This is a genomic window from Ancylobacter terrae (genome assembly GCF_045108345.1).
Taxonomy (GTDB): Bacteria; Pseudomonadota; Alphaproteobacteria; order Rhizobiales; family Xanthobacteraceae; genus Ancylobacter.
Window position 1 is genome coordinate 1,333,967 of sequence record NZ_JBJGXH010000001.1, and the last position, 22,607, is coordinate 1,356,573.

The window sequence follows — 22,607 nt, forward strand, 5'->3', positions numbered from 1 at the left end:
CGCCGCCCCGTCAGCCGGAATGGCGCTGCTCGCAGAAGCGGAGGCGGTTGCCGAACGGATCGGTCACCTGCATCTGCAGGCCCCAGTCCATCTGCTCCACGCCGGGTCGCATATTGGCGTAGTTCCGCGCCAGCAGTTCCTCGTTATAGGCGCGGATGCCCTCCATGCCGACGAACACGGTCGAGCCCGGCGTGGCGTCGCCATGGTGGCCGGAGAGGTGCAGCACCAGCCCGGCGCGCGAGACCTGCGCGTAGAGCGGCAGGCCGGGCTCGAAGCGGTGCTCCCAGTCGAGCGTGAAGCCGAGAAAGCCCAGATAGAACTCGCGGGCCTTCGCCTCGTCGAAGATGCGCAGGATCGGCGCGGTCTTGACGAAGACGGGTGCGCCATCGGCCGGGGCTTCGGGCACGAGGGCGGCGAGATGGTTCCAGTCGCGGCAGCCGAACTGCCGGGCGACGAGGTCGAGCGCGTGGCCGTGGGGGATGTCGATGCCCTTCTCGGCGAGGGCGGTCTTCAGGGTCTTCGCGAACGCCTTGGCGTCGTCGCGGGAGGCGAGAAAGGTGCGCATGGGCCGGTTCCTGCGTCGGGCGGCGATGCGGGTTGCCAGGGCTCGCATTGCTGACGGCATCGCCGGATGACGAGGACGACGGCTTCAGTCGATTCGGTGCGTTCACCTCACCCGTGAGGGCGCGAGCGGCCGGCCGCACCAGCCGGGCGCCACCATAGCAGGGGCGCCGGCCGGTTCAACACCGGCGACGACGGAAGGCCGTTTCAGCGCTCGGCCGGGCTCTGCGGCGCGGGGGCCTCGCCGGCACCTGTCCCGGTGGCGCTCCATTCCTTGAAATGATCGGCGTTGCGGCAGAAGGCGGGCGGGGGGGTATCCTCGGCGACGCCGTCGAGCCAGTCGCGGCAGGCCTCGCCGTCGCGGCAGCCGAGGCAGCGCTGGGCGGCGGCGCGCAGTTCCGCCTCGCCGTCGGCCGGGGAGGCCGCGAAGGCGTCGACGCCGGCATGGTGGATCATCCGCAGGAACAGGCCGAGCCGTTCGTTGATGGTGTCGACGCGCATGCGATTTCCCTCCAGCGAGCGTGCGCAGGCTGGGGCGTCACGGCGGCGCCCGCATTGACGCAGCGCAAGGACGGCGCGACGGGCCTGATGGGGACGGCGCGCCGGTGCACCGTTCAAGGGAGCCGCCGGTGTGCGTCCGGCCGTGTGGCGGGCGGCTCAGGCGACACCCTCGTAGATCGCCGCCAGCGGCAGGGCGAGGCCGAGCCCGGCCAGCGGCAGCACGGCGTCGGTGCCGTCGATCATTTCCGGGGCATGGGGGAACGTGCCGTCCTCGCCGCGCTGCCAGAGCCACAGGCGCGCTTCGTTCTGTGCAAGGACGACATAGGCGAGAAGCGAGGGCAGGGCGGTGTATTCGGCCGGCTTCTCGCTGAGGTCGGTGGCGAGCGAGGAGGGCGAGAGGATCTCGGCGATCAGGACAGGTGCCGCGCTCAGCGTCTCGTCTCCCGCCCCGCCGGCCGGCTCGACGATGAGGTCCGGGCAACGCAGGGATTCGCCGACGTCCACACCGAGCGCATCGGCGAAGACGTTCCAGTTCTCCCGCGGCAAGGCCGTCCGCAGGAGAAGGAGAAGGTTGCTCGTCAGGAGCCCGTGGTTGCGGGTGACGCGTACCATCATGACCGGCCTCCCCCGCACATACTCGTAGGTCTCCTCCTGCCGCTCCGCCCAGCGCAGGAAGGCCTCCTTGGTCATCGGCAGATCGCTACGGATGTTCATGTCCATCTCCGCGCCGCGTCGTCGCGCCGGCCGTTGCAGTTGCCTTGCATGCTATCATGGGAGTAGTCAGGCTCCCAAAGCCCGCCGCTGCGACGAGACCCTCACATGAACATGCACGCCCGCCCCGCCGACCCGAAGAAGCTCATCAAGGGCGCGACCGGCGACTGGGAGATCGTGGTCGGCATGGAGATCCATGCCCAGGTGACCTCGAAGTCGAAGCTGTTCTCCGGCGCCTCGACCGCGTTCGGCGGCGAGCCCAACGACCATGTCTCGCTGGTCGACGCGGCGATGCCGGGCATGCTCCCCGTCATCAACGAGGAATGCGTCAAGCAGGCGGTGCGCACGGGGCTCGGGCTGAAAGCCGAGATCCACCTGAAATCGGTGTTCGACCGAAAGAACTACTTCTATCCCGACCTGCCGCAGGGCTACCAGATCAGCCAGTACAAGAGCCCGATCGTGGGCGAGGGCGTGGTGATCGTCGACCTTCTCGACGGCACCAGCTTCGAGGTGGGCATCGAGCGGCTGCATCTCGAACAGGACGCCGGCAAGTCGATCCACGACCAGCACCCGACCCAGTCGCTGGTCGACCTCAACCGCTCCGGCGTCGCGCTGATGGAGATCGTCTCGAAGCCCGACCTGCGCTCGGCCGACGAGGCGAAGGCCTATGTCACCAAGCTGCGCACCATCCTGCGCTATCTCGGCACCTGCGACGGCGACATGGAGAAGGGCAATCTGCGCGCCGACGTGAACGTCTCGGTGCGCCGGCCGGGCGATGATTTCGGCACGCGCTGCGAGATCAAGAACGTCAACTCGATCCGCTTCATCGGCCAGGCCGTCGACACCGAGGCGCGCCGGCAGATCGGCATCCTCGAGGATGGCGGCAGCATCGAGCAGGAGACCCGCCTGTTCGATCCGGGCCGGGGCGAGACGCGCTCCATGCGCTCGAAGGAAGAGGCGCACGACTACCGCTACTTCCCCGACCCGGACCTCTTGCCGCTGGAGTTCACGCAAGGCTTCGTCGACGAGCTCAAGGCGCATCTGCCGGAGCTGCCGGACGAGAAGAAGGCGCGCTTCATCGCCGCCTACGGGCTCTCGCCCTACGACGCCAGCGTGCTGGTGGCCGAGCGCGAGCCGGCGGACTTCTTCGAGGAGGCCGCGAAGGGGCGCGACGCCAAGGCGGTGGCGAACTTCCTGATCAACGAGCTGTTCGGCCGGCTCAACAAGGACGGCAAGGACATCGGCTCCTCGCCGGTCTCGGCCGCGCAGCTCGGGGCCATCGTCGACCTGATCGCCGACGGCACCATCTCCGGCAAGATCGCCAAGGACCTGTTCGAGATCGTGTTCACCGAGGGCGGCGACCCGCGCGCCATCGTCGAGGCGCGGGGCATGAAGCAGGTGACCGACACCGGCGCCATCGAGGCGGCGGTGGACGCGATCATCGCCGCCAACCCCGACAAGGTGGCGCAGGTGCAGGCCAAGCCCACCATGCTCGGCTGGTTCGTCGGCCAGGTGATGAAGCAGACCGGCGGCAAGGCCAACCCGCAGGCGGTGAACGACCTGCTGAAGAGCAAGCTGGGAATCTGAGATCGCCGCTGGCCGGGTTCGCTACGCGCTCTTGAAGCCCGGACGGGAGCGATCCCGTCCGGCGCGGCGCGAGCCTGTCACGGCTTGGTGCAGTCCAGCAGGCGCTGATTCCCGCCGAGCGCCGCGAGCCGCGCCTCGGCAACGCCGCGGCTCCAGCCCTCGACCTCCCCCTGCTTGAGGGTGAGCTGGGTCCGCTGGCGCGGATCACTCGTCGAACTGTGCCGGAAGATGGCGACACGGAAGTCACCTCTGATGCCCGCGGTATAGCGCTGGACCGTTTCCCCGAGCGCCGATGTGTCCTGGCCCATTGGCGGGGCCGCGCCGTTCCGCAGCGCCGTGAGAAGCGCCGTGGACCCTTCATCCAGCGCGCCACCGGTATCGCCAATGATGAAATAGCTGCCGATGCCCGTTGCCGCGTCGAGAACATAGCCGGCGTCGCCGGGGGTGGCATCCCATGCGGCGGCCCGGAAGCGGCCGGGAATGACGAAATAGCGGATGGCGCCGGGATCGAGTTGCGCCTCCTGCCGGTCGATCCAGCCGGGCGTTACCGGCCCGGCCGGAGGAGCCAGCTTCACGCTGGTTTCCGAGACGAACCACGCCTCGTTGGGCGGGGGCTGCAAGCGCGCCGCGATTCGCGAGCTCGAGCCGCCGCCGAGGCCGATGGAGACCATGGTGTCGTTCAGGCGCTGGGGCGGCAGGCCGGAGCGCGACCACCGGGCGAAGGCCTCGCGGCAGGCACGCGCGCACTCCGCGCCCCTGTTGCTGCTGCGGGCGCAATGAGCCGGGCGGATCGGCGCGAGGCCGTTGCAGACAAATTCCGTGCCCTGGTCCCGCACGCCATAGGCGCGCGGGGACCCATCGACATCGTGCTGCAGAATGTCGGTGCGAAACAGAAGGGTATTTTCGAGGAGTTTTATCGGCTTGCCCTGATAATCAGGGAGAGCCTGCGCGCCGGGGCACTGGGCCAGAGCCGGGCGGGCGAGGGCGCATCCGAGCAGCAGAACGACGACGGGAAGCCATCCATAGGGTCGCATTCGATTGATCCACAAACGGGTGAGGGCAGGCCACGACGATGGTCCTGCATCTCTGCGTTGTGGTCAAACGATTCCTGCAATCAATTTCTGCGGTCCCCGGGCTGCCGCCCGCCTCAGCCCCTCACGGCAGGCACTTCGCCATGAAAACGTGCCAGGCCTTGGCGCCGGTGACGTTATTCTTGGCCTTGTAGTCCTTCCAGGAGGCGTTGCACTTGGCGAGGTCTTCCTTCGCGGTGCCCTCTTCCTCGTCGTCCCGCGCGCTCGCGGCCGTGGGCTTCGGGGTTGCGGCCGGCTTGGCCGTGGTGGCCGACGGGGCGGTCGTCGCCGGCTTGGTGCCGGCCGAGGGCACCGAGGTCTTCGAGCCCGCGCTGCCCGCCGCGGCGGGGGCCGCCGCCGGCTTGGCGGCCGGGGCGTCGTCCGCCGACATGCACTTCTTGGAGAACTCCTGATAGGTCTGGTCGCCGGTCTGGTTCTTCGCCTTCATCTCGTTCCACTGGTCGGCGCAGACCTTCATCCGGCTCGGCGCCTGCGCGGCGGCGGGCGAGGCGAGGGCGGCGGCAAGGGTCAATGCGAGGATCGGTGCGGGAACGAGGCGGGCCGTGACGGTGGCGAACGGCATGGCAGTGCTCCTGGCTGCGGGCATTCCCGCCGACGCGCCTGGGTGGCACACCCGCGCGCCCGGAAATGCCTGCCTGTTCTAATCCCGCGCGGCGCGGCGCGCAAAACCTTCTCCACCCGGCCCGGCTCGGGCGCGGAGCCCACCGCCGCCACGCTCCGGGGGCGCGGAGCGCGGCGGCGTGGCGGCGTCACACGCCCTTCTTCATGCAGTCGGCGATGAAGGTCTTGTAGTGCAGGTTCTTGGTCTGGCCGGCTTTCTTGTCGGTGGCCCATTCGCTCTTGCAGCTCTTCTCGAGGGCGAGCTTCTGCGCGTGGGTCATCGCGGGAGCGGGGGTGGCGGGCTGCGGCGCCGGGGCCTGCGCGAAGGCGGCGGCCGAAGCGGTGAGGAAACCGAGGGTGGCGAGGCTGGCGATCCTGAGAGCGGTCATGAGTACCTCCCGTCTGGGGTGCGACCGTCGGGCGACGGACGGGAGGGAGTGTGCCGCCCGGCCGGTGTCGAAAACACGGCGCCGCCGCGCAACAATTATGGATGTCTACACGAATACGTAATGCGGCGACGTATCGTCAAGTATAGACTCTGACGCTGCGTAATAATTACCCGGTGACCGGCGCAGGCTTGCTTGCCGCTGGGGCAGCGGGCCGCGCTTGCCAGACGGGCCGGGCCGCCCTAACTCTCAAGCCGGGACCCGCAGGATGAACCCGATGGCCGAACTCCCGACCCCGCCGATCGACCTCTATTACTGGCCGACCCCGAACGGCTGGAAGATCTCCATCATGCTGGAGGAATGCGGGCTGGCCTATCGGGTCATTCCGGTGAACATCGCCAAGGGCGACCAGTTCAAGCCCGACTTCCTCGCCATCTCGCCCAACAACAAGATCCCCGCCATCGTTGACCCCGATGGGCCGGGCGGGCAGCCGATATCGGTCTTCGAGTCGGGGGCGATCCTGCAGTATCTCGGCCGCAAGACCGGCCGGTTCTATCCGGCCGACGAGCGCGGGCGGGTGGAGGTCGACCAGTGGCTGTTCTGGCAGATGTCCGGGCTCGGGCCGATGGCCGGGCAGGCGCACCATTTCCGTATCTACGCGCCGGAGAAGATCGGCTACGCGATCGACCGCTACAGCAACGAGGTGCACCGCCTCTACGGCGTGATGAACACGCGGCTGCGCGAGCGCGAGTTCCTCGCCGGCGACTATTCGATCGCCGACATGGCGTGCGTGGGCTGGTGCAAGCTCTGGCAGCGGCAGGGCATCGACATCGCCGAGTTCCCCCATTTCGGCCGCTGGCTGGCGATGATGCTGGCGCGGCCGGCGGTGCAGCGCGGCCTCGCGATCAATGCCGAGGACCGCACGCGGGTCGACCTCGCCACCGACACCGAGGCGCAGAAGGTGCTGTTCGGCCAGCGCGCGCGCTGAGCGCGCGGGTCCGGCGCGGGGCTTTCGGCGGGCGTTCGGAACGTCGTTCACACGCGTCATCGCGGAAGGGCGGAGGGCATACCCGGCTGAACGATCCCGGCTCTTCGCCTGCGGCTCCCGGCCGGGATGATGGCGCTCCAAGGGATCTTCCCGGCGGGCTGTCAGGGCCTGAGATGTCCTGCGGGTCGTGACGACATCGCCGGTCCGCGCGGCGTGGTGAACGCGACGTTGACGGCAGCGCCCCGCCGGATGGTTGGTTTTCGTTCACGCATTTACTTAAACCTCGATTCAAATCTCGCGCGCATCCTGTGCTCATCGCGGCGGACACGTTCCATGAAGGAGCGGCGCGCGGTGGAGGCAGGGCGATGGGGCGTTATCTCGATCTCGACGCGGGCGTGGCGGGCGCGGCACTGGCGGGCGCCGGGGGCGATCTATTCTACGAACTCGGGCTGATGTATGCCGCCGGCCGCGCGGTGCCGCTGGACCGCGTCGCCGCGCACAAATGGTTCAACCTCGCCGCATCGCGGGGCCACGCGGAGGCGGGCGAGCGTCGGCGCGAACTCGCCGCCGACATGGATGCCGGCGAGATCGCCCACGCCCAGCGCGCCGCCCGCGACTGGCTGCGCACGCAGTGAGGCGAGCTCCCGGGCAGGTTCGGGGCGCAAAGGTCCGGCTTCTTCGGGGGCGCGTGCGGGCGTGAGACCCGTCGCCGCCGGTTCGCGGGCCAAGGGGAACCGGCGCCGGATCACCGGCCGTGTGGGGGGTGAAGCGTGTTGATCGCTCATCCGCGGGGTCTTGACCGGATCGCGCCGGAAACCTAGACAGGTCGCCACCGGAGACGTGGCCGAGCGGCTGAAGGCAACGGTTTGCTAAATCGTCATACCCCTAAAGGGTATCGAGGGTTCGAATCCCTCCGTCTCCGCCATTTCAGTTCCAAACTGGGCACGCCGAGCATAGCCGTTTTCCCTCCCGAGACGGCAGCCAGCGTTCGGAGTAGGTCCCCTTTCGATCCGATGATGCGGACTTCCTTGGCTCCGACCTTCACGCGCTAGCCAGGGCGCGTAAATGATCGCGCCGGTAGCCGCCGCCTTCGATGCGCATGCGCTTGCGGGCAATGTCGGCGAAGCGCGTCACCATGGCGGGCGTGACAGTGTCATCGCCGGAGGTTGCGAGCGACGTTTGCGCGCGGGCGATATCGGCCTGTGCTTGATCCCGGATCGCCTTCAGTCCGTCGATCCGCTCCCTCAGCGCTGGATCGGTGATGTCGGCGACGCCTGATTCGATAGCGTCGTAGAGCCGGCGTAGCCGCTGGTCGGCCTCGGTGGCACGCTTGCTGAGCTCGGCGATGTGCTCGCGGCGGCGCTCAAGCCGCTCCTGGCGATGCGTGAGCATGGAGGCCGAGAATTTCCTGCAGCCGCTCTGGCTGGAGAAGACGCTGCTCGATATGGCTCGCCACGAGAGTGTCCAGCGTTTCCATCGGGATGGCGCGGCCGGCACAGCCGGTCTCGCCCTGGCGGGCCTTGATCGAACAGGCGTAGTAGCGGTAGCGCCCGCTCTTGCCGGTACGGAGGGTCATGGCCCCGCCGCACTGGGCGCAGTAGCAGATGCCGGTGAGCAGCGTCGGGCCACCCACCACGCGCGGCGGGACGATCTTGGGATTGCGCGCCTGAAGCTGCTCCTGCACCGCCTCGAACACCTTCGCGTCGATGAGCGGTGGCACGGCGACCACAACCACCTCGCTTTCCGGCTTCTTCTGCTTGCTCTTGGAGCGGCTGTTGAACTGGTGCTCGCCGACATAGGTGCGGCGGGTCAGCACCCGGTGAAGCTGACCGATGCCCCAGCGCCCGCCCTCGCGGGTATAGATCCGGTTGCGGTTGAGATGACTGACGATGGCCTTCACGCCCACCGCACCCGAGCGGCCGTCGCCATTCAAGGCCAAATCGAAGATCAGCCGTACCGTGTCGGCGTGCAGCGGATCGATCTCCAGCTTCTTCTTCACCTTGGCGCCGCGCTGCTCGGCTTCAACCACGCGATAGCCGATCGGCGGCCGGGCGCCGTTCCAGAAGCCCTGTCGGGCATTCTCCTTCTGGGCCCGTAGGACGTGCTTGGCGTTCTCCTTGGACTGGTACTCGTCGAACGGCGCCATGATCTGCCGCATCATGACGTGCATCGGGTCGTCGCCCATCTCCTGGGTGATCGACACCAGCCGCACGCCGTTGCGGGCGAGCTTCCTCACATAAAATTCCAGCTCGAAGTGATCGCGGAAGAAGCGCGAGAAGCTGTGCACCACCACGACATCGAAGGGCGCCGGCTTCAGCGTCCCCGCCTCGATCATCCGCTGGAACTCAGGCCGGCGGTCATTTGTGGCCGAGGCTCCCGGCTCGATATAGGTCTCGACCAGCTGGTAGCCGCGGGCCTTACAATACGCTTCACCTTGCCGACGCTGGTCAGGGATCGAGACATCGTGCTCGGCCTGCCGGCTGTGGAGACGCGCAGGTACAAGGCGGCACGCAGCGAAGTGGTCATGGCGGAGCCTTTCGTGTCAGGCGGTCATTCCGCTTGGATCAGCTCCTCCAGAATATCCCCGAACCATGCCTCGAAGACAGCGATCTCCGCCTCTGTCACCGGAATGTATTCCGGCCAGTCGTCGGTGACGGTCATGGGGGCGGGAGCTGGGGATGGCCGCGTCTTGCGGCGGGGCGACGGCGTGTCGGCTTAGGTGTAGAGGTCGTGGGGCAAGCGGTCCGGCACAAATCGATATGCGAGGTATCGAGTGGGTGAATGTGAGCGTCTGGTCATTCCTGAGATTGACCCGGCGGCGACCGATGCCCAACAGCCGATCTATGACCTGCGATACGCAGTATTTCCCTGACCAACAGCTATCTCGGCACGCCCTTGCGAACGGCGGCTTTGCGCCGCCTTCTCGGCTATTGCTCTGGCTACGGCTACGGCTCAAAAGCGGCCGTAGCTGAAGCTGCCGCACCAGTGATTAAACGTCACCATCATTAGGCAGATATCTTTGTTCAGCGGGTTGATAGAGGCGGCGACCTTTTTCTCAGTTCTCAGACTCATCGGTCCCGCGACTTGCGCGTCCAAAGGGTCGAATATCCCGATGTTCACGGCCATGAAGCCGCCGTCGACGACATGCCAAAAGAAACCGAGCGACGATTTGCTCGCCACCAGATAATCCGGAATGGGACCTGCCGTACCGTTCCGCGCCGTCGGCTTGATCATCTGTTTGGGAAACACCCAAATTCCGTGGTGTCCCGAGTGCGGGATGGCGTATTGCAACGTATAAGGATTGGCTGACAGAAACGCTTGGATGGGCTCCTCCACCGCGCGCAGCTCGTCGAGCGGCGCGGCCTCGATCGCCGGTGCGATCAGTTCCCAGCTCCGATAGCCGTTCGGCAGCGTCACCCCGTAGATCGGCGAGGCGTCCGCCGGCGTATCGCCGGCGGCCCGGCCGGCCACCGACAGAGCCAGCGGCGTCGCGATGGCGACAAGGCCAGCAAGTGCGTAGAGGCGTTTCATGCGCTCGCCTCAAGCCCGGTCCACGTCCGTGATCGCCTTGGCGAAAGCCTCCGGCGCTTCCTGCGGCAGGTTGTGCCCTATGCCGCCGGTGATGAGCCGGAACTCATAGGGGCCGGTGAATTTCTTCGCATAGGCCTCGGGTGCCGGGTGAGGCGCGCCATTGGCGTCGCCTTCCATCGTTATGGTCGGAATGCCGATGGTCGGCAGCGTGGCTAGCTTCCGTTCCAGCGCATCATACTTCTCCTCGCCGCGCACGAGACCGAGCCGCCACCGATAATTGTCGATGCTGATGGCGACATGGTCGGGATTGTCGAAAGCGGTGGCGGAACGGTTGAAGGTGGCCTCGTCAAAGGCCCATTTGGGCGAGGCCAATTCCCAGATCAGACGCGCGAAATCATGGGTGTACTGGCGGTAGCCCTTTTCGCCGCGCTCGGTGGCGAAATAATACTGATACCACCAGGCAATTTCTGCCTTGGGAGGAAGCGGGTTGCGGTTGGCTTCCTGGCTGCCGATCAGATAGCCGCTGACCGACACCATGCCCTTGCAGCGCTCGGGCCAAAGCGCCGCCATGATGTTGACGGTGCGGGCACCCCAGTCGAAGCCGCCGAGCACGACCTTGTCAATTTTCAGTGCATCGAGGAAGGCGATGGCGTCGACGGCGAGCGCGGCTTGCTGGCCGTTGCGCGGCGCATTCTCCTTGAGGAAGCGGGTGTCGCCATAACCGCGAAGATACGGGATGAGCACGCGATAGCCGGCAGCGGCGAGGATCGGGGCGACACCGACATAGGCGTGAATGTCATAGGGCCAGCCGTGCAGGAGGAGCACAGGAGGGCCGTCGGCAGGCCCCTCCTCGGCGAAGGCGACGTCCAGATCACCGGCATGGACATGCTTAAGCGCGGAGAAGCTGGTGTGGGTGCCGCGTGCCGCATCTCCCGCTGGCGCCGTGACCGGAAGGGCCTCAGCCTTTTCGGGCTGAGCTGCAGCAGCGGCGAGCGTGGCGAAGGGCACAGCGGCCAGTCCGAACGCGGTCACGCCGAGGAGGCTGCGCCGCTGCTGGTTGATTTCATTAGACATATCGCGGGTTCCAATTGCTGCTGAACTGCGGCGATGAATGACGCCGCTCTGTGTCCGGCCCGTGTGGTAGGAGGCCGGTTTTGCAAGCGCGTGTAGACTTTCGTCTAGGCGATACAGTGCGATATACATCGCCGGACGAATGTTCGGAATGCACGGGGAGCCCCCTCGGACCGGTCGTTTTGAAATGCCTTGAGTACGGAAATGTATCTGGGGGCACCGCGATACATTGCGCGGCCAGGCGACATGGATCGCACACAGGCCGGACATGTCAGGCTGCGATGTGCACGCCCGCTGAGCGCCGCAATGCCGGCGGCGGGCACCAACGGAGCATTCCATGACGACGATCGACAAGGTTCTCTACACGGCCAAAACGCACACCACGGGCGGGCGCGAGGGCGCCGCGCGCAGCTCGGATGGCCGGCTCGACCTCAAGCTGTCGCCACCGGGCGGCAAGGGAGATGGCACGAATCCGGAGCAGCTCTTTGCTGCCGGATGGTCAGCCTGCTTCATCGGCGCCATCCGCATCGCGGCCGGCAAACACAAGGTCGCGCTCCCGGAAGATCTTGCCGTGGACGCGGAAATCGACCTCGGCACCTCGGATGGCACCTATCTCCTCGGCGCCCGGCTTCAGGTGAGCATGCCAGGTCTCGATTCCGGACTGGCCCGCAGCCTCATCGAGGAGGCGCACCAGACCTGCCCCTACTCCAGGGCGACACGTGGAAATATCGACGTCACGCTCGATCTGATCTGACGTGTGGGAGGCGGGATCAGTGGACCCGCCTCCCTAAGCCTCCTCAGACGTGATGAATGATAATCGCCGCGATCGGCGTCAGGTCTCGAGGGTTGGAATCCCAAGCACATGGCAGGGCGGCAAGTGCGAGGATAATGGCCATGATGACGAAGACGCGCATTCGGGCCTCCTTGTTCTGACGAGGGAGGGCGGGACCCTCATCTGTGGATCGGCGCGGCGAACCGAGCGAACGGCGAGCTGGGCGTCGAGCCGGCCCGCCGTCACCTCATTACAGCTCGGGCATGAAGATCGATTTGATCTCCAGGAACGCTTCCAGCCCTTCGGGGCCCCCTTCGCGCCCGATACCTGAGAGCTTGTAGCCACCGAACGGCACGGAAGGGGCCAGTTCCACCCCATTGATGCCGACCTGACCCGTACGGATCCGGCAGGCCACCCGATAGGCGCGCTCCGTATCGCGGCTGTAGACACTCCCGCTGAGGCCGAGATCGCTGTCATTGGCGATGCGGACCGCGTCGTTCTCATCGGCATAACCCTGGATGGTGACGACAGGGCCAAATATCTCTTCGCGGGCGATGGTCATAGGCGAGGTGACATCGACGAAGATTGTGGGCTCGATGAAATAGCCCCGGTCGAATCGCGCTGCGCGGCCGCCGCCAAGCACGACGCGTCCGCCTTCCTCCACGCCCTGCGCGATATAGGCAAGGATGCGGTCGCGCTGGCGGGCGTTCAGCACCGGCCCGACCTGGGTTTGCCGGTCCCAGGGATCGCCCAGCTTCAATTTGCCGATGATCCTAGCATAGGTGTCGACCACCTCGTCGAGGCGCGTGTTCGGCACCAGGATACGCGATTGGGAGAAACATATCTGCCCGGCGAAGGGCATGGTGAAGGGGGCGAGCGCCGGCAGCGCCGTCGCGAGATCCGCATCCTCCAGCAGGATCGCCGCCGATTTGCCGCCGAGTTCCAGCGTCGTGCGTGCCATCCGATCCGCCGCGCTTAGGCCAATCTGCCGACCGGCGGCGACACTGCCGGTGAAGCTGATCTTGTTCACCTCGCGAGAGGCGACAAGATAGGCGCTCTCATCACGATCGGCGGTGACGACGTTGACGACGCCTGGAGGAAGCCCGGCCTCCGCCGCGCATTCTGCGAGGATGAAGCCTTCCATTGGGCTCTCGATCGGAGACTTCACGACCATGGTGCAGCCCGCCGCGAGGGCGGCACCCACCTTGTGCGCGGTGATCGGAAACACGGCATTCCAGGGCGAGATGAGTGCGGCGACGCCGACCGGCTCTCGCCGCACGCGGGCATGGCCGCGCGTGGTGGGCCGCCGGTCCTCGAACACATAGCTGCCGGCAAGTTCTGCATAATAGCGGTAGCGGGCAAGGCCGGTCTTCACGAGCATCTCGGCGAAGGTAAGCGGCATGCCGACCTGCGCCGTGGCAAGGCGGGCGAGCTCGTTGGATCGCCGTTCCAGCCGCTTGAGCAGGCGCAACATGAAAACCGAGCGCTCGACGCCGCTCATGCGCGGCCAGGGGCCCTCCTCGAAGGCGGCGCGAGCGGTGGCAATGGCATGATCAATGTCGTTGGTATCGGCGAGGGCGACATCGAACACCGTGTCTTGGGTCGCCGGATCCACGACCGCGATCCGTCGGTGGGAATGGGACGTGACCCACTTGCCACCGACATGAAAGCACTCGAAGAAATACGGGGGGAGTTCGTCTTTGAGTTCAGGCATATCAGCCTCCTTTATGGGGAAGAGGCTGATGGGACGGCGTATCCCCGATGTGTCCGTCCTGCAGCGGATTTGTCTGCGATTGTAGCAACACGCCTTCAGCCGAAGGTGAAGGCATAGGCGTTCGCGCCGGGCTCCAGGAATCGGATATCGAAGCGGCGCACGCGCACTGAGCCGGACTGGCGCACAAGCTGATAGAGCCACGTGTCCGCTATCACCCCATAGCCGTCGGCATCGGTGTCCGCCCCATGGTCGGCACCCGGCGGGCTGCCATCCAACGTCACTCTGAAACGGACCGGCCGACCGTCGAAAGAGGGTCCGAGGACGAGGTGCAGGTCGCGCGCCTCGAAGCGATAGGCGCGGACGTTATCGGGCGCCTCGGATTCCGCATGGTCGGACGTGATGGTCCAGGTACCGGACAGTCCCCATGTGTTCGACGCCAGATCGCCGATCGTATAGTCGCGCCGCTGGTCTCTGCCGAGACCTTGGGGGGATCTGAAGCCGGTCGCCTGCGCGTAGCCGAGATAGCTTTCGCCCGACCGAAGGGCGGCGAGATCCGGCGGGGCCTCGACACCGGAGGCGTGAGGCGCCACCTCGTCTGCCTGTGCCGGGCGATGACCTGCCGCCTCGGCCAGCAGTTCGCGGATCACCTGTCCGGAGCGCTCATAGCCGCCCTCGCCGAACTGGTGGTGGCGAATGCGACCTTCCGCATCGACGAAGTAAAGCGCCGGCCAGTAATTGTTGCGGAAGGCGCGCCAGATGCGGAATTCATTGTCGACCGCCACCGGATAGGTGATGCCGAAGCGGTCAATCGCCCCTTTTACATTGTCGATCTTCTTCTCGAAGGCGAACTCAGGGGAATGCACGCCGATGACGACGAGGCCCTGATGCCCGTATTTGTTGGCCCAGGCGCGCAAATAGGGCAGCGTGCGGATGCAATTGATGCAGGAATAGGTCCAGAAATCGATCAGCACGACCTTGCCGCGTAGCGACGACGCGGATAGCGGCGTAGAATTCAGCCAGGTCGTCGCGCCGTCGAGCGCGGGCAGCGCGCCTTCAACCGGCAGGTTGCTGCTATAGCGCGGCGGTGGCGCGTTATTGAGAGCCAGACCCTCCTGCCTGACGGGGGCAGGAGAAGCGCCGAAGCGCTCCAGCAGCGATTGCTCGATGCCGGCAGTGCTGGCGTAGGAAAGACGCGCCAAAGGGCCGGTATCGAATCCGAATGCGATCGCGACCACACCGGCAAGTGCCGCGATACCGAGTGCCTGCCTTATCCGCTCGCCAATGCCGAGCGAGCGCTTCATCACAGCGAGCAAGCGCCCGCCCACCAGAATGGCAAGCGCCAGCGACGTGGCAGCACCCATGGCATAGGCGGCGAGCAGCAAAGTGGTCTGGCCGTTGGCGCCGTTCAATGCGGCACCGGTCAGCACCAGGCCGAGAACGGGGCCGGCGCACGGTGCCCACAGCAGACCGGTCGCGACGCCGAGGAGCAGCGAACCGCCGACATTCACCTCCCCGGTCTCGTGGTTGGGCAAGAGGCGAATGCCCAACGCCACGAAGGGCGCGGCGACGATGGTCGCCACCACGGTGGAAAGCAGCGACAGCCCGAGCGCCGCCAGCACCACGACGGCAAGGGCGCGGCTGATCTCATTGGTGTTCACGACCCAGCTACCGCCCACAGCGCCCAGAGTGGCAACCAGCGCGAAGGTGACCGCCATGCCCGCCAGCATCGGCAGGATCCCACGCAACAGTGAGGTTTCCGCGCGGGCGAAGACAAAAGGCAGCACGGGGAGGATGCAGTGGCTGAGAATGGTTAGCATCCCGGCAAGATAGGAGATGGCGAACAGGAGCATGTCGGGCCTCGTGGGGTTCAGCGGGCTCGGGTCGGCACGCGCGGCAGAACCTGCCGCGCAGCACGCGGCAGGTACGGTCCGGGATTTTCGCGGGGCAGCAGGACGGCGCAGGGCTACTTCGTGGTTGCCGTCGCGGCCTCGGCGATCACCTCGGCGACCGCTTCGGGGCGCGAGAGATAGACGGCGTGGCTCGATTCCACCTCGCGGACCCGGCTTCTCGCCCGCTTCGCCATCTCCCGCTCGAGATCGGGATTGATCGAGCGGTCTTGCGTGGCGACGATCGCCCAACTCGGCTTCGCCTTCCATGCCGGCTCTCTCACAGCGTTCGTGAACGCGCCCTTGGCGACGAAAACCTGCGAGCGGGCGAGGAAATCGGCCTCCGCCTTAGGAAGATCGGCGGCGAAGGCGCCCGGGAAGACCTTGGGATCGAGGTAGAGGTAGCCGTCCGGCGTCGCCCTGATCGCCTGCGGGTCGGCACCCGGCACCGGCTTCCTGGCACCGAGCGCCGCGAGGGTCTCGCCCCGGTCTGGCTGGAAAGCGGCGACATAGACCAGCGCGGCGACCTTGTCGTCCCGGCCGGCCTCGGTGATCACCATGCCGCCATAGCTGTGACCGACCAGCACGGCCGGACCATTCTGCAATGCCAGCACGCGACGGGTGGCCGCGACGTCGTCAGCAAGCGAGGTCTCCGGCTCCTGCACGATGGACACGCTGTAGCCTTCGGCGGAGAGGATGTCCGACACCTTCCGCCATCCCGAACCATCGGCGAAGGCGCCGTGGACGATCACGATGTTCTTGATACCTTCGGCGAAGGCCGACGAGGAGGGCGAGGCCAGCATCAGGCCCAACCCGATAGCGGTGAAGATCGTGCGGACTCGCATGGCAGGTTCCTTCATTGGGTTAGAAAGCTCAATGAAGGGTCCGTACCGCCGGCATGTATGCGGGAATTGTCCGGCCTGCACGATGCTGTCTGCGCATGTATCGCCGTCGCGGGCCGATACATGCGGGTACAAATCTCCCCTGCACCCAGCGCGCACCATGGCTAGAAGGGTGAAAGATCAGAGCGAGCCGCGATGGACAATATCGACCACATCCTCATCGTCGACGATGATCGGGAGATCCGTCACCTCGTCTCAAGCTATCTCCGGAAGAACGGCCTTCGCGTCACCGTCGCCGCCGATGGCCGGCAGATGCGCGCCTTTCTTGACGCCGACCGCGTCGATCTCATCGTGCTTGATGTCATGATGCCGGGGGATGACGGGCTGGTGCTCTGTCGCGAGTTGCGCGCGGGCAAGCACAAGGCGACGCCGGTGCTGATGCTGACCGCCCGCAACGACGAGACGGATCGTATCGTCGGGCTGGAGATGGGTGCTGACGACTATCTCGCCAAACCTTTCGCGGCGCGCGAACTGCTTGCTCGCATCAAGGCGGTGCTACGCCGCGCCCGCATGCTGCCGCCGAACCTCCAAGTCACTGAGGCCGGACAGTTGCTCACCTTCGGCGAGTGGCGGCTCGACACCGTGGCGCGCCATCTGCTGGATGGGAATGACACGGCGGTGGCGTTGAGCGGTGCGGAGTACCGGCTGCTGCGCGTGTTTCTCGACCATCCCCAGCGCGTGCTGTCGCGTGACCAGCTGCTGAACCTGACGCAGGGCCGGGAGGCGGAGCTGTTCGAGCGTTCCATCGACCTGCTGGTGAGCCGGGTGCGCCAGCGCCTGCGCGACGATGCGCGCGAGCCGGCCTATATTAAGACCGTGCGCAGCGAGGGTTATGTGCTGGCAATGCCGGTCGAGATCACGCAGGGACGACAATGAACGGCCTCGGCCGCCTGCGCGCGCGGCTGCATCTGCCGCGTACCCTGCGCTGGCGGCTGTTCCTCATCCTGTTCGCCGGCCTTGCGGCGGCGCATGTGCTCTCCTTCGCCGTGCTGTTCTACGAGCGCACCACCAGCGCCACGGCCGCGATGCTGACGTCGCTCGAATACGACGTTGCCACCTCCATCGCCCTGCTCGACCGGTTGCCCGCAGATGAGCGCGAGGCATGGCTGCCGGTTCTGGCACGAAGGAACTACCGCTACGAGCTCGGTCCCGGTTTGCACGGGGTGCCAGAACTGAGTGCGCGCGCGACCGAGATCGCCCGGACCATCAATGCGGCGGCCGGAAGCCGCTTCCCGGTGCGCGTCGACGGCGTTCCGGGCGAGGGGCGGGAGCATCTGCAGGCCCATGTGACACTGGGCGACGGCTCAGTGGTGACGATCGACATATTGCCGCGTCTTATGCCGCTGGCGAGCTGGCTACCCTATGTGCTCGCGCTCCAGCTCGTTCTGCTCATCCTCTGCACATGGCTGGCGGTGCGCCTCGCCATCCGGCCGCTGAGGCGCCTCGCCAACGCCGCCGAGACGCTCGATCCAGGCCGCGACGCCGGGCGGCTGGAAGAAGGCGGGCCGCATGAAGTGGCCCATGCCGCCCGCGCCTTCAACGCGATGCACGACCGGATCGCGCATTACCTACAGGAGCGCGTGCAGATTCTCGCCGCCATTTCGCACGATCTCCAGACGCCGATCACCCGCATGAAACTGCGCGCGGAGATGGCGCAGGACAGCCCGGAGAAGGACAAGCTCGTCGCCGACCTCTCGGAGATTGAGCTGCTGGTGCGGGAAGGCGTCGCCTATGCCCGCAGCGCCCACGGCAATCAGGAGAAGCCAGCCCGCATCGACCTCGGCTCCTTCATCGAGAGCCTAGCCTTCGACTATCAAGACACCGGCAAACCGGTGCATCTCGCCAGCCCGGTAGATTGTGTGGTGACAACCCGGCCGCATGCCCTGCGCCGCATCCTGACCAATCTGGTCGACAATGCGCTGAAATTCGGCGGTGATGCGCAGATAGAGGTACGCCACACCGGCGACGGAATCGTCTCGATCGCCGTGCTGGACCACGGCGCCGGCATTCCCCCGGACAGGATCGACGCGGTGATGCAGCCCTTTTACCGGCTGGAGCACTCGCGCAACCGCGATTCCGGCGGCACCGGCCTCGGCCTCGCCATCGCCCAGCAATTGGCGCAAGCGATCGGTGGCACGCTGACCCTTGCCAATCGCCGGGAAGGCGGGCTCTCGGCGACGCTTCGGCTCGGTTGACGTCAGCGCATCCCGATCTTGGCGGGCGCTGGCGTCACACCGCGACCTCGGTTTTCGGTTCGAGGAAGGATTCAAGACCGAAAACGCCGAACTCGCGACCGATGCCGGACTGTTTGACGCCGCCGAAGGGAGCGATCAGCTCGGGCCGCAGGGTATTGACGAGCACGGTGCCGGCCTGCAGCCGATCGGCCACCCTCAGCGCGCGCTCGCGCTGGCCGGAAAAGACGTAGGCATAGAGGCCGTAGGCGGAATCATTTGCGATCTGTACGGCGTCCTCCTCGGTGTCATAGGCGAGGATTGACAGCACCGGGCCGAAGATCTCCTCCCGGGCGATGTCCATGTCGTTGCTCACATCGGCGAAGACGGTGGGCCTGACAAAATAGCCCTTCTGAAATCCCTCGGGCCGACCTTCGCCGCCAGCAATGATCTGGGCGCCTTGCTCCAGCCCGCGGGCGATGTAGCGCTGGATGCGATCATATTGCGCCTGACTGGCGACGGGACCGATCGTGGTGGAGGGATCGCGCGGGTCGCCAACGTGCAAGCCGGCGAGGGTCGACCCCACCAACTGAACCACCTCGGCGAGGCGGCTGCGCGGAACGAGGATCCGGGTTCCCGCGATGCAGGCCTGCCCATTGTTGTTGAAGCCGCCATTGAGTGCCGTCGGAACGGCGGTGGAAAGGTAGGCATCGTCGAGGATGATCGACGCGGATTTGCCGGACAGCGATAGGCTGACCCGCTTCATGCTGTCGACCGCCGCCCGGGCGATGACCTTGCCGGTGGCGGTCGATCCGGAGAAGGAAATCCGGGCGATGCGGGGATTGGTGGCCAGTTCATCGCCTACATCGGCCCCGCGGCCGGTGACGACATTGACCACGCCGGCCGGCAGGCCGGCGCCGTGCAGCGCTTCCGCAACCGCCTGCGTCTGGAGGGGGCTGAACTCGCTCGGCTTGATGACCGAGGCGCAGCCCGCGGCCAGGGCGGCGGCGAGCTTGCTGCAGATCGTTCCGGCGACGCTGTTCCACGGCGCGATGAGCGCGGATACGCCGACCGGCTCCATGCGCACGCAGGCCTCACCGATCTTTCGGGTGAAGCTGTAGTCCTCCAGGATCCGGGCCATCGAACCGAATACCTGCGAGGCATATTGAGTGACGAATCCGACGCGCGCGGCGGGTGCGCCATATTCAGCGATGGTGGCCTCTGCGATGTCGGCTGAACGGGCCGCGAGCGCGGTCTCTAGATGGCGCAACATCTCGATGCGCTCTTGCTTGCTGCTCCGTCTGATTTCCGGCTGGGATCGCCAGGCTGCGTCGATCGCGCGCCGAGCATCCTCCCGGTTGGCCAAGCGGACTGTGGCAATAGCGGTTTCGGTCGCGGGGTCCGCGACGTCGAGCCTCTCCCCCTCAACCGGCACGAAGCTGCCCCCAATATAGGCCGTGTCAATGAACGCATGATGAGTTCCTTCATTGGATGGAGAACCGGCCGGCAGCAGGCACGCCGGAATCACGTGCCAAGCCCGCGCCAGGGCACTTCAGCGATATCGACGGCGACCCGAACTTAGGCCGCCCGTGCGCGTCACTATTGCTGGAACGCCTGACAAGGCACCCAACGAGACGACGGCCGGCAGTTCGAGCCCGCGCTACGTACTCTGACGCGGCGTGCCGAGCTCGAGCCGGCGCTCGATGGCGATGTTGGCAAGGAAGTGCTCGTCATGGCTGACGACGAGCAGCGCGCCGTCATAGGCCCGCAGGCCGGCTTCGACGGCTTCGATGGAATCGAGATCGAGGTGGTTGGTCGGCTCGTCGAGGATCAGCAGTTCGGGCGGGTGGAGCCCTCCCAGTACGCAGGCGAGCCCGGCGCGCAGCGCCTGCCCGCCGCTCAACGTGCCCACCTGCTGCAGCGCGTTGTCCGCGCGGAACTGGAAAGCGGCAAGGGCGGCGCGACAGGCGTTTTCGCTGGCGCCGGCATTGAGGCGCATGAAATTGTCGCGGATGGTGAGGTCGGGGTCGAGCAGGGCGACATTCTGGTCGAGCATGGCCATGGAGACGCTGAGCTCCACGCTGCCCGCCAGTGAAGAGAGCGTGCCGGCTATCAGCTTCAGCAGGGAGGTCTTGCCCACGCCGTTCGGCCCGACGAGGGCAACCCGCTCCGGGCCGACCATAGAGAAGGAGAGGGACCTGATCAGGGGGCGACCCACCTCGTGCCCTATGGTGACGGAAACGAGCCGCAAGACCTGCCGGCTCGCCGGCAACTGTGTCGCGGGAAGAGCGACGCGCAGCTTGTCGAAGGCTTCGACCTTCGAGCGCGCCTCCGCGAGCGCGTCGGATGCTTCCGCCTGCCGGCGGTCGGCGAGGCGCTTTCCATCGCCTCGGCTGGCCTCGGCCCGTTCGCGGCGCCCACCCAGCAGCAGGCGCGGCAGGTCGCCTCGCGCGCCCTTGCGGGCACCGGCGGCGTCGCGGCGGTCCTGGCGTTCCAGGGCCGTCTGCGCCTTGCGGCGCAGCTGCGCGACCTGCCTGTCGGCCTCGGCCAACGCGTGTTGCGCCGCTTCCGCATCGCGCTGCTTGCGCGCCCGGTACATATCCCAATTACCGCCATAGCGTGTCGCACCAAGCGACGAGACTTCGACGATGACATCGACATGCGCGAGCAATTCGCGATCATGGCTCACGATGATCGCCCCGGACCGCCAGCCGCGTAGAAGTTCGACCACTGCCTGCCGGCCCGCCCGGTCGAGATTATTGGTCGGCTCGTCCAGCAGCAGGAAATCCGGGGCGGCGAAGACGGCGGCAGCGAGCGCCGCGCGGGTTCGCTCGCCACCCGACAATCGATCCAATCTTGTGTCGGCGGACACCTGAAGCCCCATCCGCGCCAGCGCCTCCCGCACACGACCCTCGATGAGCCAATCGACCTCGGCGAGTTCGTCCGCTCCCGCCCGACCGGCCTCCGCCCGCCGCAGCGCAGCCAGCGCATCGGAAACCTCGAACAGATCGGCGATCGTCTGCCCGGCCGGGGGGCTGACTGTCTGCCGAAGAAGGTACACGGCGCCGTCCACATGCACCGATCCCGCCGCCGGTGTCCGCTCGCCCGCGATGAGCTTCAGCAGCGTGGACTTGCCGACGCCGTTGCGGCCGATGAGCCCCGTGCGCTCCTTGCCGAAGACGAGATGGAGACCGGAGAAGAGCGGCTGCCCGCCGGGAGTAAGCCCCGTGAGCCCGGCGAGGCGGATCGACGACACGTTCCGATACCTCTAGATAACGATACGATATCGTGCTGTTATCAGTCGGATATCTAAAACGCAACGATACCGTGCCGTTTCGGTCGCGAGGGCAGGATGAACCACGAACCAAGACCGGGAGGGCGGCCCAGCAAGCTGCAGGCCGCCGCGCTGGACGCGCGACTGCTCGACGGCGCGCGGGCGGCGTTCAGGCGAAAGGGCATCGCGAACACCTCACTGGAGGAAATCGCAACGAGCCTCGGCATCTCCAAGCACACTCTCTACCGCCGGCATGCGAGCAAGCAGGCGCTGCTGGATGCCGTGGTCGAACGTGACATGCGTGCCTTTCGCGACTCCCTCCTGGCGGCTTCGGTCGACGGCGAAACGGGGGATCCGCTGGCGGCGCTCCGCCGCGTGGCCTGCCGCTATGTCGAGATCGGTAGCCGGCGGGAATATGCCGCCTTCTATCTGTCCGTCTGTGCCGAGGCCGCCCTGTCCGCCAGTTTGAGGCAACACCTGGCCCTCTGGTCGGAACGGGCTCTGGAGCCGCTGAGCAATGCGATCGCCGCGGCTCGGGAGGCCGGGCTGCTGCGCGCAGAGAGCCCCGCCGAGATCACCGGCCTCCTCGTCGATCTGCTTGAAGGCGTGAACAACCGAGTTCGCCTCGCACCTGCCGAGGAGGATGACGGGGTGATGCTGACGTTGCTGTTCGAACGACGGTGGACCGCCTTCCTCGCCGCGACCGCTACGGACGGGGCGCGCTTGTGAGCTGGTCAGGAACCCGCACGCGCAGATGCGGTCATAGGGCTATAGCGAACACATAGTTCTCTTCTTGGTCGCTCGCGGCCCGCCAGATCTTTTCTGCGCCAGACAACCAAGCAAAATCAACGTACTGAAAAG

22 protein-coding genes and 1 tRNA gene are annotated in these 22,607 nt (G+C 66.5%); 8 read left to right on the forward strand and 15 right to left on the reverse strand.

What is annotated here, in order from left to right:
• Positions 1-10: 10 nt before the first annotated feature.
• The 3 genes from ACEUEL_RS06415 to ACEUEL_RS06425 all read right to left on the reverse strand — a co-directional run bounded on the left by ACEUEL_RS06415 (position 11) and on the right by ACEUEL_RS06425 (position 1,776).
• On the reverse strand, positions 11-565 hold the full coding sequence (locus tag ACEUEL_RS06415; RefSeq protein WP_405703320.1) for a glyoxalase superfamily protein: 555 nt from the start codon (positions 563-565) through the stop codon (positions 11-13).
• A gap of 203 nt (positions 566-768) precedes the next feature.
• Complete coding sequence (locus ACEUEL_RS06420; RefSeq protein ID WP_405703322.1) at positions 769-1,062, reverse strand: DUF6455 family protein; 294 nt, start codon at positions 1,060-1,062, stop codon at positions 769-771.
• A 156-nt stretch (positions 1,063-1,218) separates the two neighbouring features.
• Positions 1,219-1,776: a Uma2 family endonuclease gene (locus ACEUEL_RS06425; RefSeq protein WP_405703324.1), complete on the reverse strand. Its 558-nt coding sequence runs from the start codon at positions 1,774-1,776 to the stop codon at positions 1,219-1,221.
• A 105-nt stretch (positions 1,777-1,881) separates the two neighbouring features.
• On the opposite strand from ACEUEL_RS06425, the gene gatB reads away from it, so the two are divergent.
• Positions 1,882-3,360, forward strand: a complete 1,479-nt coding sequence (gene gatB / locus ACEUEL_RS06430; RefSeq protein WP_405703327.1) for an Asp-tRNA(Asn)/Glu-tRNA(Gln) amidotransferase subunit GatB — start codon at positions 1,882-1,884, stop codon at positions 3,358-3,360.
• 77 nt (positions 3,361-3,437) lie between these two features.
• On the opposite strand, the gene ACEUEL_RS06435 is transcribed toward gatB, so the two are convergent.
• From ACEUEL_RS06435 to ACEUEL_RS06445, 3 genes are all read right to left on the reverse strand, one after another.
• Positions 3,438-4,409 (reverse strand): hypothetical protein, encoded by a 972-nt coding sequence (locus tag ACEUEL_RS06435; protein ID WP_405703329.1) that lies wholly within the window; start codon positions 4,407-4,409, stop codon positions 3,438-3,440.
• A 106-nt stretch (positions 4,410-4,515) separates the two neighbouring features.
• Complete coding sequence (locus ACEUEL_RS06440; protein ID WP_405703332.1) at positions 4,516-5,013, reverse strand: hypothetical protein; 498 nt, start codon at positions 5,011-5,013, stop codon at positions 4,516-4,518.
• A 187-nt stretch (positions 5,014-5,200) separates the two neighbouring features.
• Positions 5,201-5,440 (reverse strand): hypothetical protein, encoded by a 240-nt coding sequence (locus ACEUEL_RS06445; RefSeq protein WP_405703335.1) that lies wholly within the window; start codon positions 5,438-5,440, stop codon positions 5,201-5,203.
• A 274-nt stretch (positions 5,441-5,714) separates the two neighbouring features.
• Here ACEUEL_RS06445 and ACEUEL_RS06450 point away from each other — a divergent pair, with 274 nt between their 5' ends.
• From ACEUEL_RS06450 to ACEUEL_RS06460, 3 genes are all read left to right on the forward strand, one after another.
• Positions 5,715-6,425, forward strand: coding sequence for a glutathione S-transferase N-terminal domain-containing protein (locus tag ACEUEL_RS06450; protein ID WP_405703338.1), 711 nt, complete (start codon positions 5,715-5,717; stop codon positions 6,423-6,425).
• A gap of 365 nt (positions 6,426-6,790) precedes the next feature.
• Positions 6,791-7,060, forward strand: coding sequence for an SEL1-like repeat protein (locus tag ACEUEL_RS06455; protein ID WP_405703340.1), 270 nt, complete (start codon positions 6,791-6,793; stop codon positions 7,058-7,060).
• A 199-nt stretch (positions 7,061-7,259) separates the two neighbouring features.
• A tRNA-Ser gene (locus ACEUEL_RS06460) sits at positions 7,260-7,350 on the forward strand.
• Positions 7,351-7,466: 116 nt separating this feature from the next.
• Here ACEUEL_RS06460 and ACEUEL_RS06465 read toward each other — a convergent pair.
• The 4 genes from ACEUEL_RS06465 to ACEUEL_RS06480 all read right to left on the reverse strand — a co-directional run bounded on the left by ACEUEL_RS06465 (position 7,467) and on the right by ACEUEL_RS06480 (position 11,030).
• The gene (locus tag ACEUEL_RS06465; RefSeq protein ID WP_405703342.1) at positions 7,467-7,817 is read right to left on the reverse strand and encodes a hypothetical protein; all 351 of its coding nucleotides are present in this window, start codon (positions 7,815-7,817) and stop codon (positions 7,467-7,469) included.
• Entirely contained in the window at positions 7,789-8,880 is a 1,092-nt protein-coding gene (locus tag ACEUEL_RS06470) for a recombinase family protein (protein WP_405706598.1), read from the reverse strand. Before ACEUEL_RS06470 ends, ACEUEL_RS06465 begins: the two co-directional genes overlap by 29 nt.
• A gap of 497 nt (positions 8,881-9,377) precedes the next feature.
• Positions 9,378-9,956: a hypothetical protein gene (locus tag ACEUEL_RS06475; protein ID WP_405703343.1), complete on the reverse strand. Its 579-nt coding sequence runs from the start codon at positions 9,954-9,956 to the stop codon at positions 9,378-9,380.
• A gap of 9 nt (positions 9,957-9,965) precedes the next feature.
• The gene (locus tag ACEUEL_RS06480) at positions 9,966-11,030 is read right to left on the reverse strand and encodes an alpha/beta fold hydrolase (protein WP_405706601.1); all 1,065 of its coding nucleotides are present in this window, start codon (positions 11,028-11,030) and stop codon (positions 9,966-9,968) included.
• Positions 11,031-11,364: 334 nt separating this feature from the next.
• On the opposite strand from ACEUEL_RS06480, the gene ACEUEL_RS06485 reads away from it, so the two are divergent.
• Positions 11,365-11,781, forward strand: coding sequence for an organic hydroperoxide resistance protein (locus ACEUEL_RS06485; RefSeq protein WP_405703345.1), 417 nt, complete (start codon positions 11,365-11,367; stop codon positions 11,779-11,781).
• 268 nt (positions 11,782-12,049) lie between these two features.
• Here the strand turns inward: ACEUEL_RS06485 and ACEUEL_RS06490 are convergent, their stop codons facing one another.
• The 3 genes from ACEUEL_RS06490 to ACEUEL_RS06500 all read right to left on the reverse strand — a co-directional run bounded on the left by ACEUEL_RS06490 (position 12,050) and on the right by ACEUEL_RS06500 (position 16,244).
• A complete protein-coding gene (locus ACEUEL_RS06490) occupies positions 12,050-13,513 on the reverse strand; it encodes an aldehyde dehydrogenase (protein WP_405703348.1) in 1,464 nt (487 codons plus the stop codon).
• 95 nt (positions 13,514-13,608) lie between these two features.
• Positions 13,609-15,363: a cytochrome c biogenesis protein DipZ gene (locus ACEUEL_RS06495; protein WP_405703350.1), complete on the reverse strand. Its 1,755-nt coding sequence runs from the start codon at positions 15,361-15,363 to the stop codon at positions 13,609-13,611.
• Between the two features lie 113 nt (positions 15,364-15,476).
• The gene (locus ACEUEL_RS06500) at positions 15,477-16,244 is read right to left on the reverse strand and encodes an alpha/beta fold hydrolase (RefSeq protein ID WP_405703353.1); all 768 of its coding nucleotides are present in this window, start codon (positions 16,242-16,244) and stop codon (positions 15,477-15,479) included.
• Positions 16,245-16,436: 192 nt separating this feature from the next.
• Between ACEUEL_RS06500 and ACEUEL_RS06505 the strand changes: the two genes are divergently transcribed.
• Together ACEUEL_RS06505 and ACEUEL_RS06510 are read left to right on the forward strand one after the other, a co-directional pair.
• Complete coding sequence (locus tag ACEUEL_RS06505) at positions 16,437-17,177, forward strand: response regulator (RefSeq protein WP_405703356.1); 741 nt, start codon at positions 16,437-16,439, stop codon at positions 17,175-17,177.
• Positions 17,174-18,496: an ATP-binding protein gene (locus ACEUEL_RS06510; RefSeq protein WP_405703358.1), complete on the forward strand. Its 1,323-nt coding sequence runs from the start codon at positions 17,174-17,176 to the stop codon at positions 18,494-18,496. Before ACEUEL_RS06505 ends, ACEUEL_RS06510 begins: the two co-directional genes overlap by 4 nt.
• A 34-nt stretch (positions 18,497-18,530) precedes the next feature.
• On the opposite strand, the gene ACEUEL_RS06515 is transcribed toward ACEUEL_RS06510, so the two are convergent.
• Together ACEUEL_RS06515 and ACEUEL_RS06520 are read right to left on the reverse strand one after the other, a co-directional pair.
• Positions 18,531-19,997, reverse strand: a complete 1,467-nt coding sequence (locus ACEUEL_RS06515) for an aldehyde dehydrogenase family protein (protein ID WP_405706604.1) — start codon at positions 19,995-19,997, stop codon at positions 18,531-18,533.
• A gap of 135 nt (positions 19,998-20,132) precedes the next feature.
• On the reverse strand, positions 20,133-21,728 hold the full coding sequence (locus tag ACEUEL_RS06520; RefSeq protein WP_405703360.1) for an ABC-F family ATP-binding cassette domain-containing protein: 1,596 nt from the start codon (positions 21,726-21,728) through the stop codon (positions 20,133-20,135).
• Between the two features lie 96 nt (positions 21,729-21,824).
• Between ACEUEL_RS06520 and ACEUEL_RS06525 the strand changes: the two genes are divergently transcribed.
• The gene (locus ACEUEL_RS06525; protein ID WP_405703362.1) at positions 21,825-22,475 is read left to right on the forward strand and encodes a TetR/AcrR family transcriptional regulator; all 651 of its coding nucleotides are present in this window, start codon (positions 21,825-21,827) and stop codon (positions 22,473-22,475) included.
• The last annotated feature ends 132 nt before the right edge of the window (positions 22,476-22,607 follow it).

Excerpts from the sequence above, each read along its gene's own strand:
- ACEUEL_RS06445 (WP_405703335.1), bottom strand. The coding sequence starts at position 5,440 with ATGACCGCTCTCAGGATCGCCAGCCTCGCCACCCTCGGTTTCCTCACC.
- ACEUEL_RS06525 (WP_405703362.1), top strand. The coding sequence starts at position 21,825 with ATGAACCACGAACCAAGACCGGGAGGGCGGCCCAGCAAGCTGCAGGCC.
- ACEUEL_RS06485 (WP_405703345.1), top strand. The coding sequence starts at position 11,365 with ATGACGACGATCGACAAGGTTCTCTACACGGCCAAAACGCACACCACG.
- ACEUEL_RS06510 (WP_405703358.1), top strand. The coding sequence starts at position 17,174 with ATGAACGGCCTCGGCCGCCTGCGCGCGCGGCTGCATCTGCCGCGTACC.
- ACEUEL_RS06440 (WP_405703332.1), bottom strand. The coding sequence starts at position 5,013 with ATGCCGTTCGCCACCGTCACGGCCCGCCTCGTTCCCGCACCGATCCTC.
- ACEUEL_RS06475 (WP_405703343.1), bottom strand. The coding sequence starts at position 9,956 with ATGAAACGCCTCTACGCACTTGCTGGCCTTGTCGCCATCGCGACGCCG.
- gatB (WP_405703327.1), top strand. The coding sequence starts at position 1,882 with ATGAACATGCACGCCCGCCCCGCCGACCCGAAGAAGCTCATCAAGGGC.
- ACEUEL_RS06465 (WP_405703342.1), bottom strand. The coding sequence starts at position 7,817 with ATGCTCACGCATCGCCAGGAGCGGCTTGAGCGCCGCCGCGAGCACATC.
- ACEUEL_RS06495 (WP_405703350.1), bottom strand. The coding sequence starts at position 15,363 with ATGCTCCTGTTCGCCATCTCCTATCTTGCCGGGATGCTAACCATTCTC.
- ACEUEL_RS06415 (WP_405703320.1), bottom strand. The coding sequence starts at position 565 with ATGCGCACCTTTCTCGCCTCCCGCGACGACGCCAAGGCGTTCGCGAAG.
- ACEUEL_RS06480 (WP_405706601.1), bottom strand. The coding sequence starts at position 11,030 with ATGTCTAATGAAATCAACCAGCAGCGGCGCAGCCTCCTCGGCGTGACC.
- ACEUEL_RS06505 (WP_405703356.1), top strand. The coding sequence starts at position 16,437 with ATGGACAATATCGACCACATCCTCATCGTCGACGATGATCGGGAGATC.
- ACEUEL_RS06500 (WP_405703353.1), bottom strand. The coding sequence starts at position 16,244 with ATGCGAGTCCGCACGATCTTCACCGCTATCGGGTTGGGCCTGATGCTG.
- ACEUEL_RS06490 (WP_405703348.1), bottom strand. The coding sequence starts at position 13,513 with ATGCCTGAACTCAAAGACGAACTCCCCCCGTATTTCTTCGAGTGCTTT.
- ACEUEL_RS06425 (WP_405703324.1), bottom strand. The coding sequence starts at position 1,776 with ATGAACATCCGTAGCGATCTGCCGATGACCAAGGAGGCCTTCCTGCGC.
- ACEUEL_RS06455 (WP_405703340.1), top strand. The coding sequence starts at position 6,791 with ATGGGGCGTTATCTCGATCTCGACGCGGGCGTGGCGGGCGCGGCACTG.
- ACEUEL_RS06420 (WP_405703322.1), bottom strand. The coding sequence starts at position 1,062 with ATGCGCGTCGACACCATCAACGAACGGCTCGGCCTGTTCCTGCGGATG.
- ACEUEL_RS06450 (WP_405703338.1), top strand. The coding sequence starts at position 5,715 with ATGGCCGAACTCCCGACCCCGCCGATCGACCTCTATTACTGGCCGACC.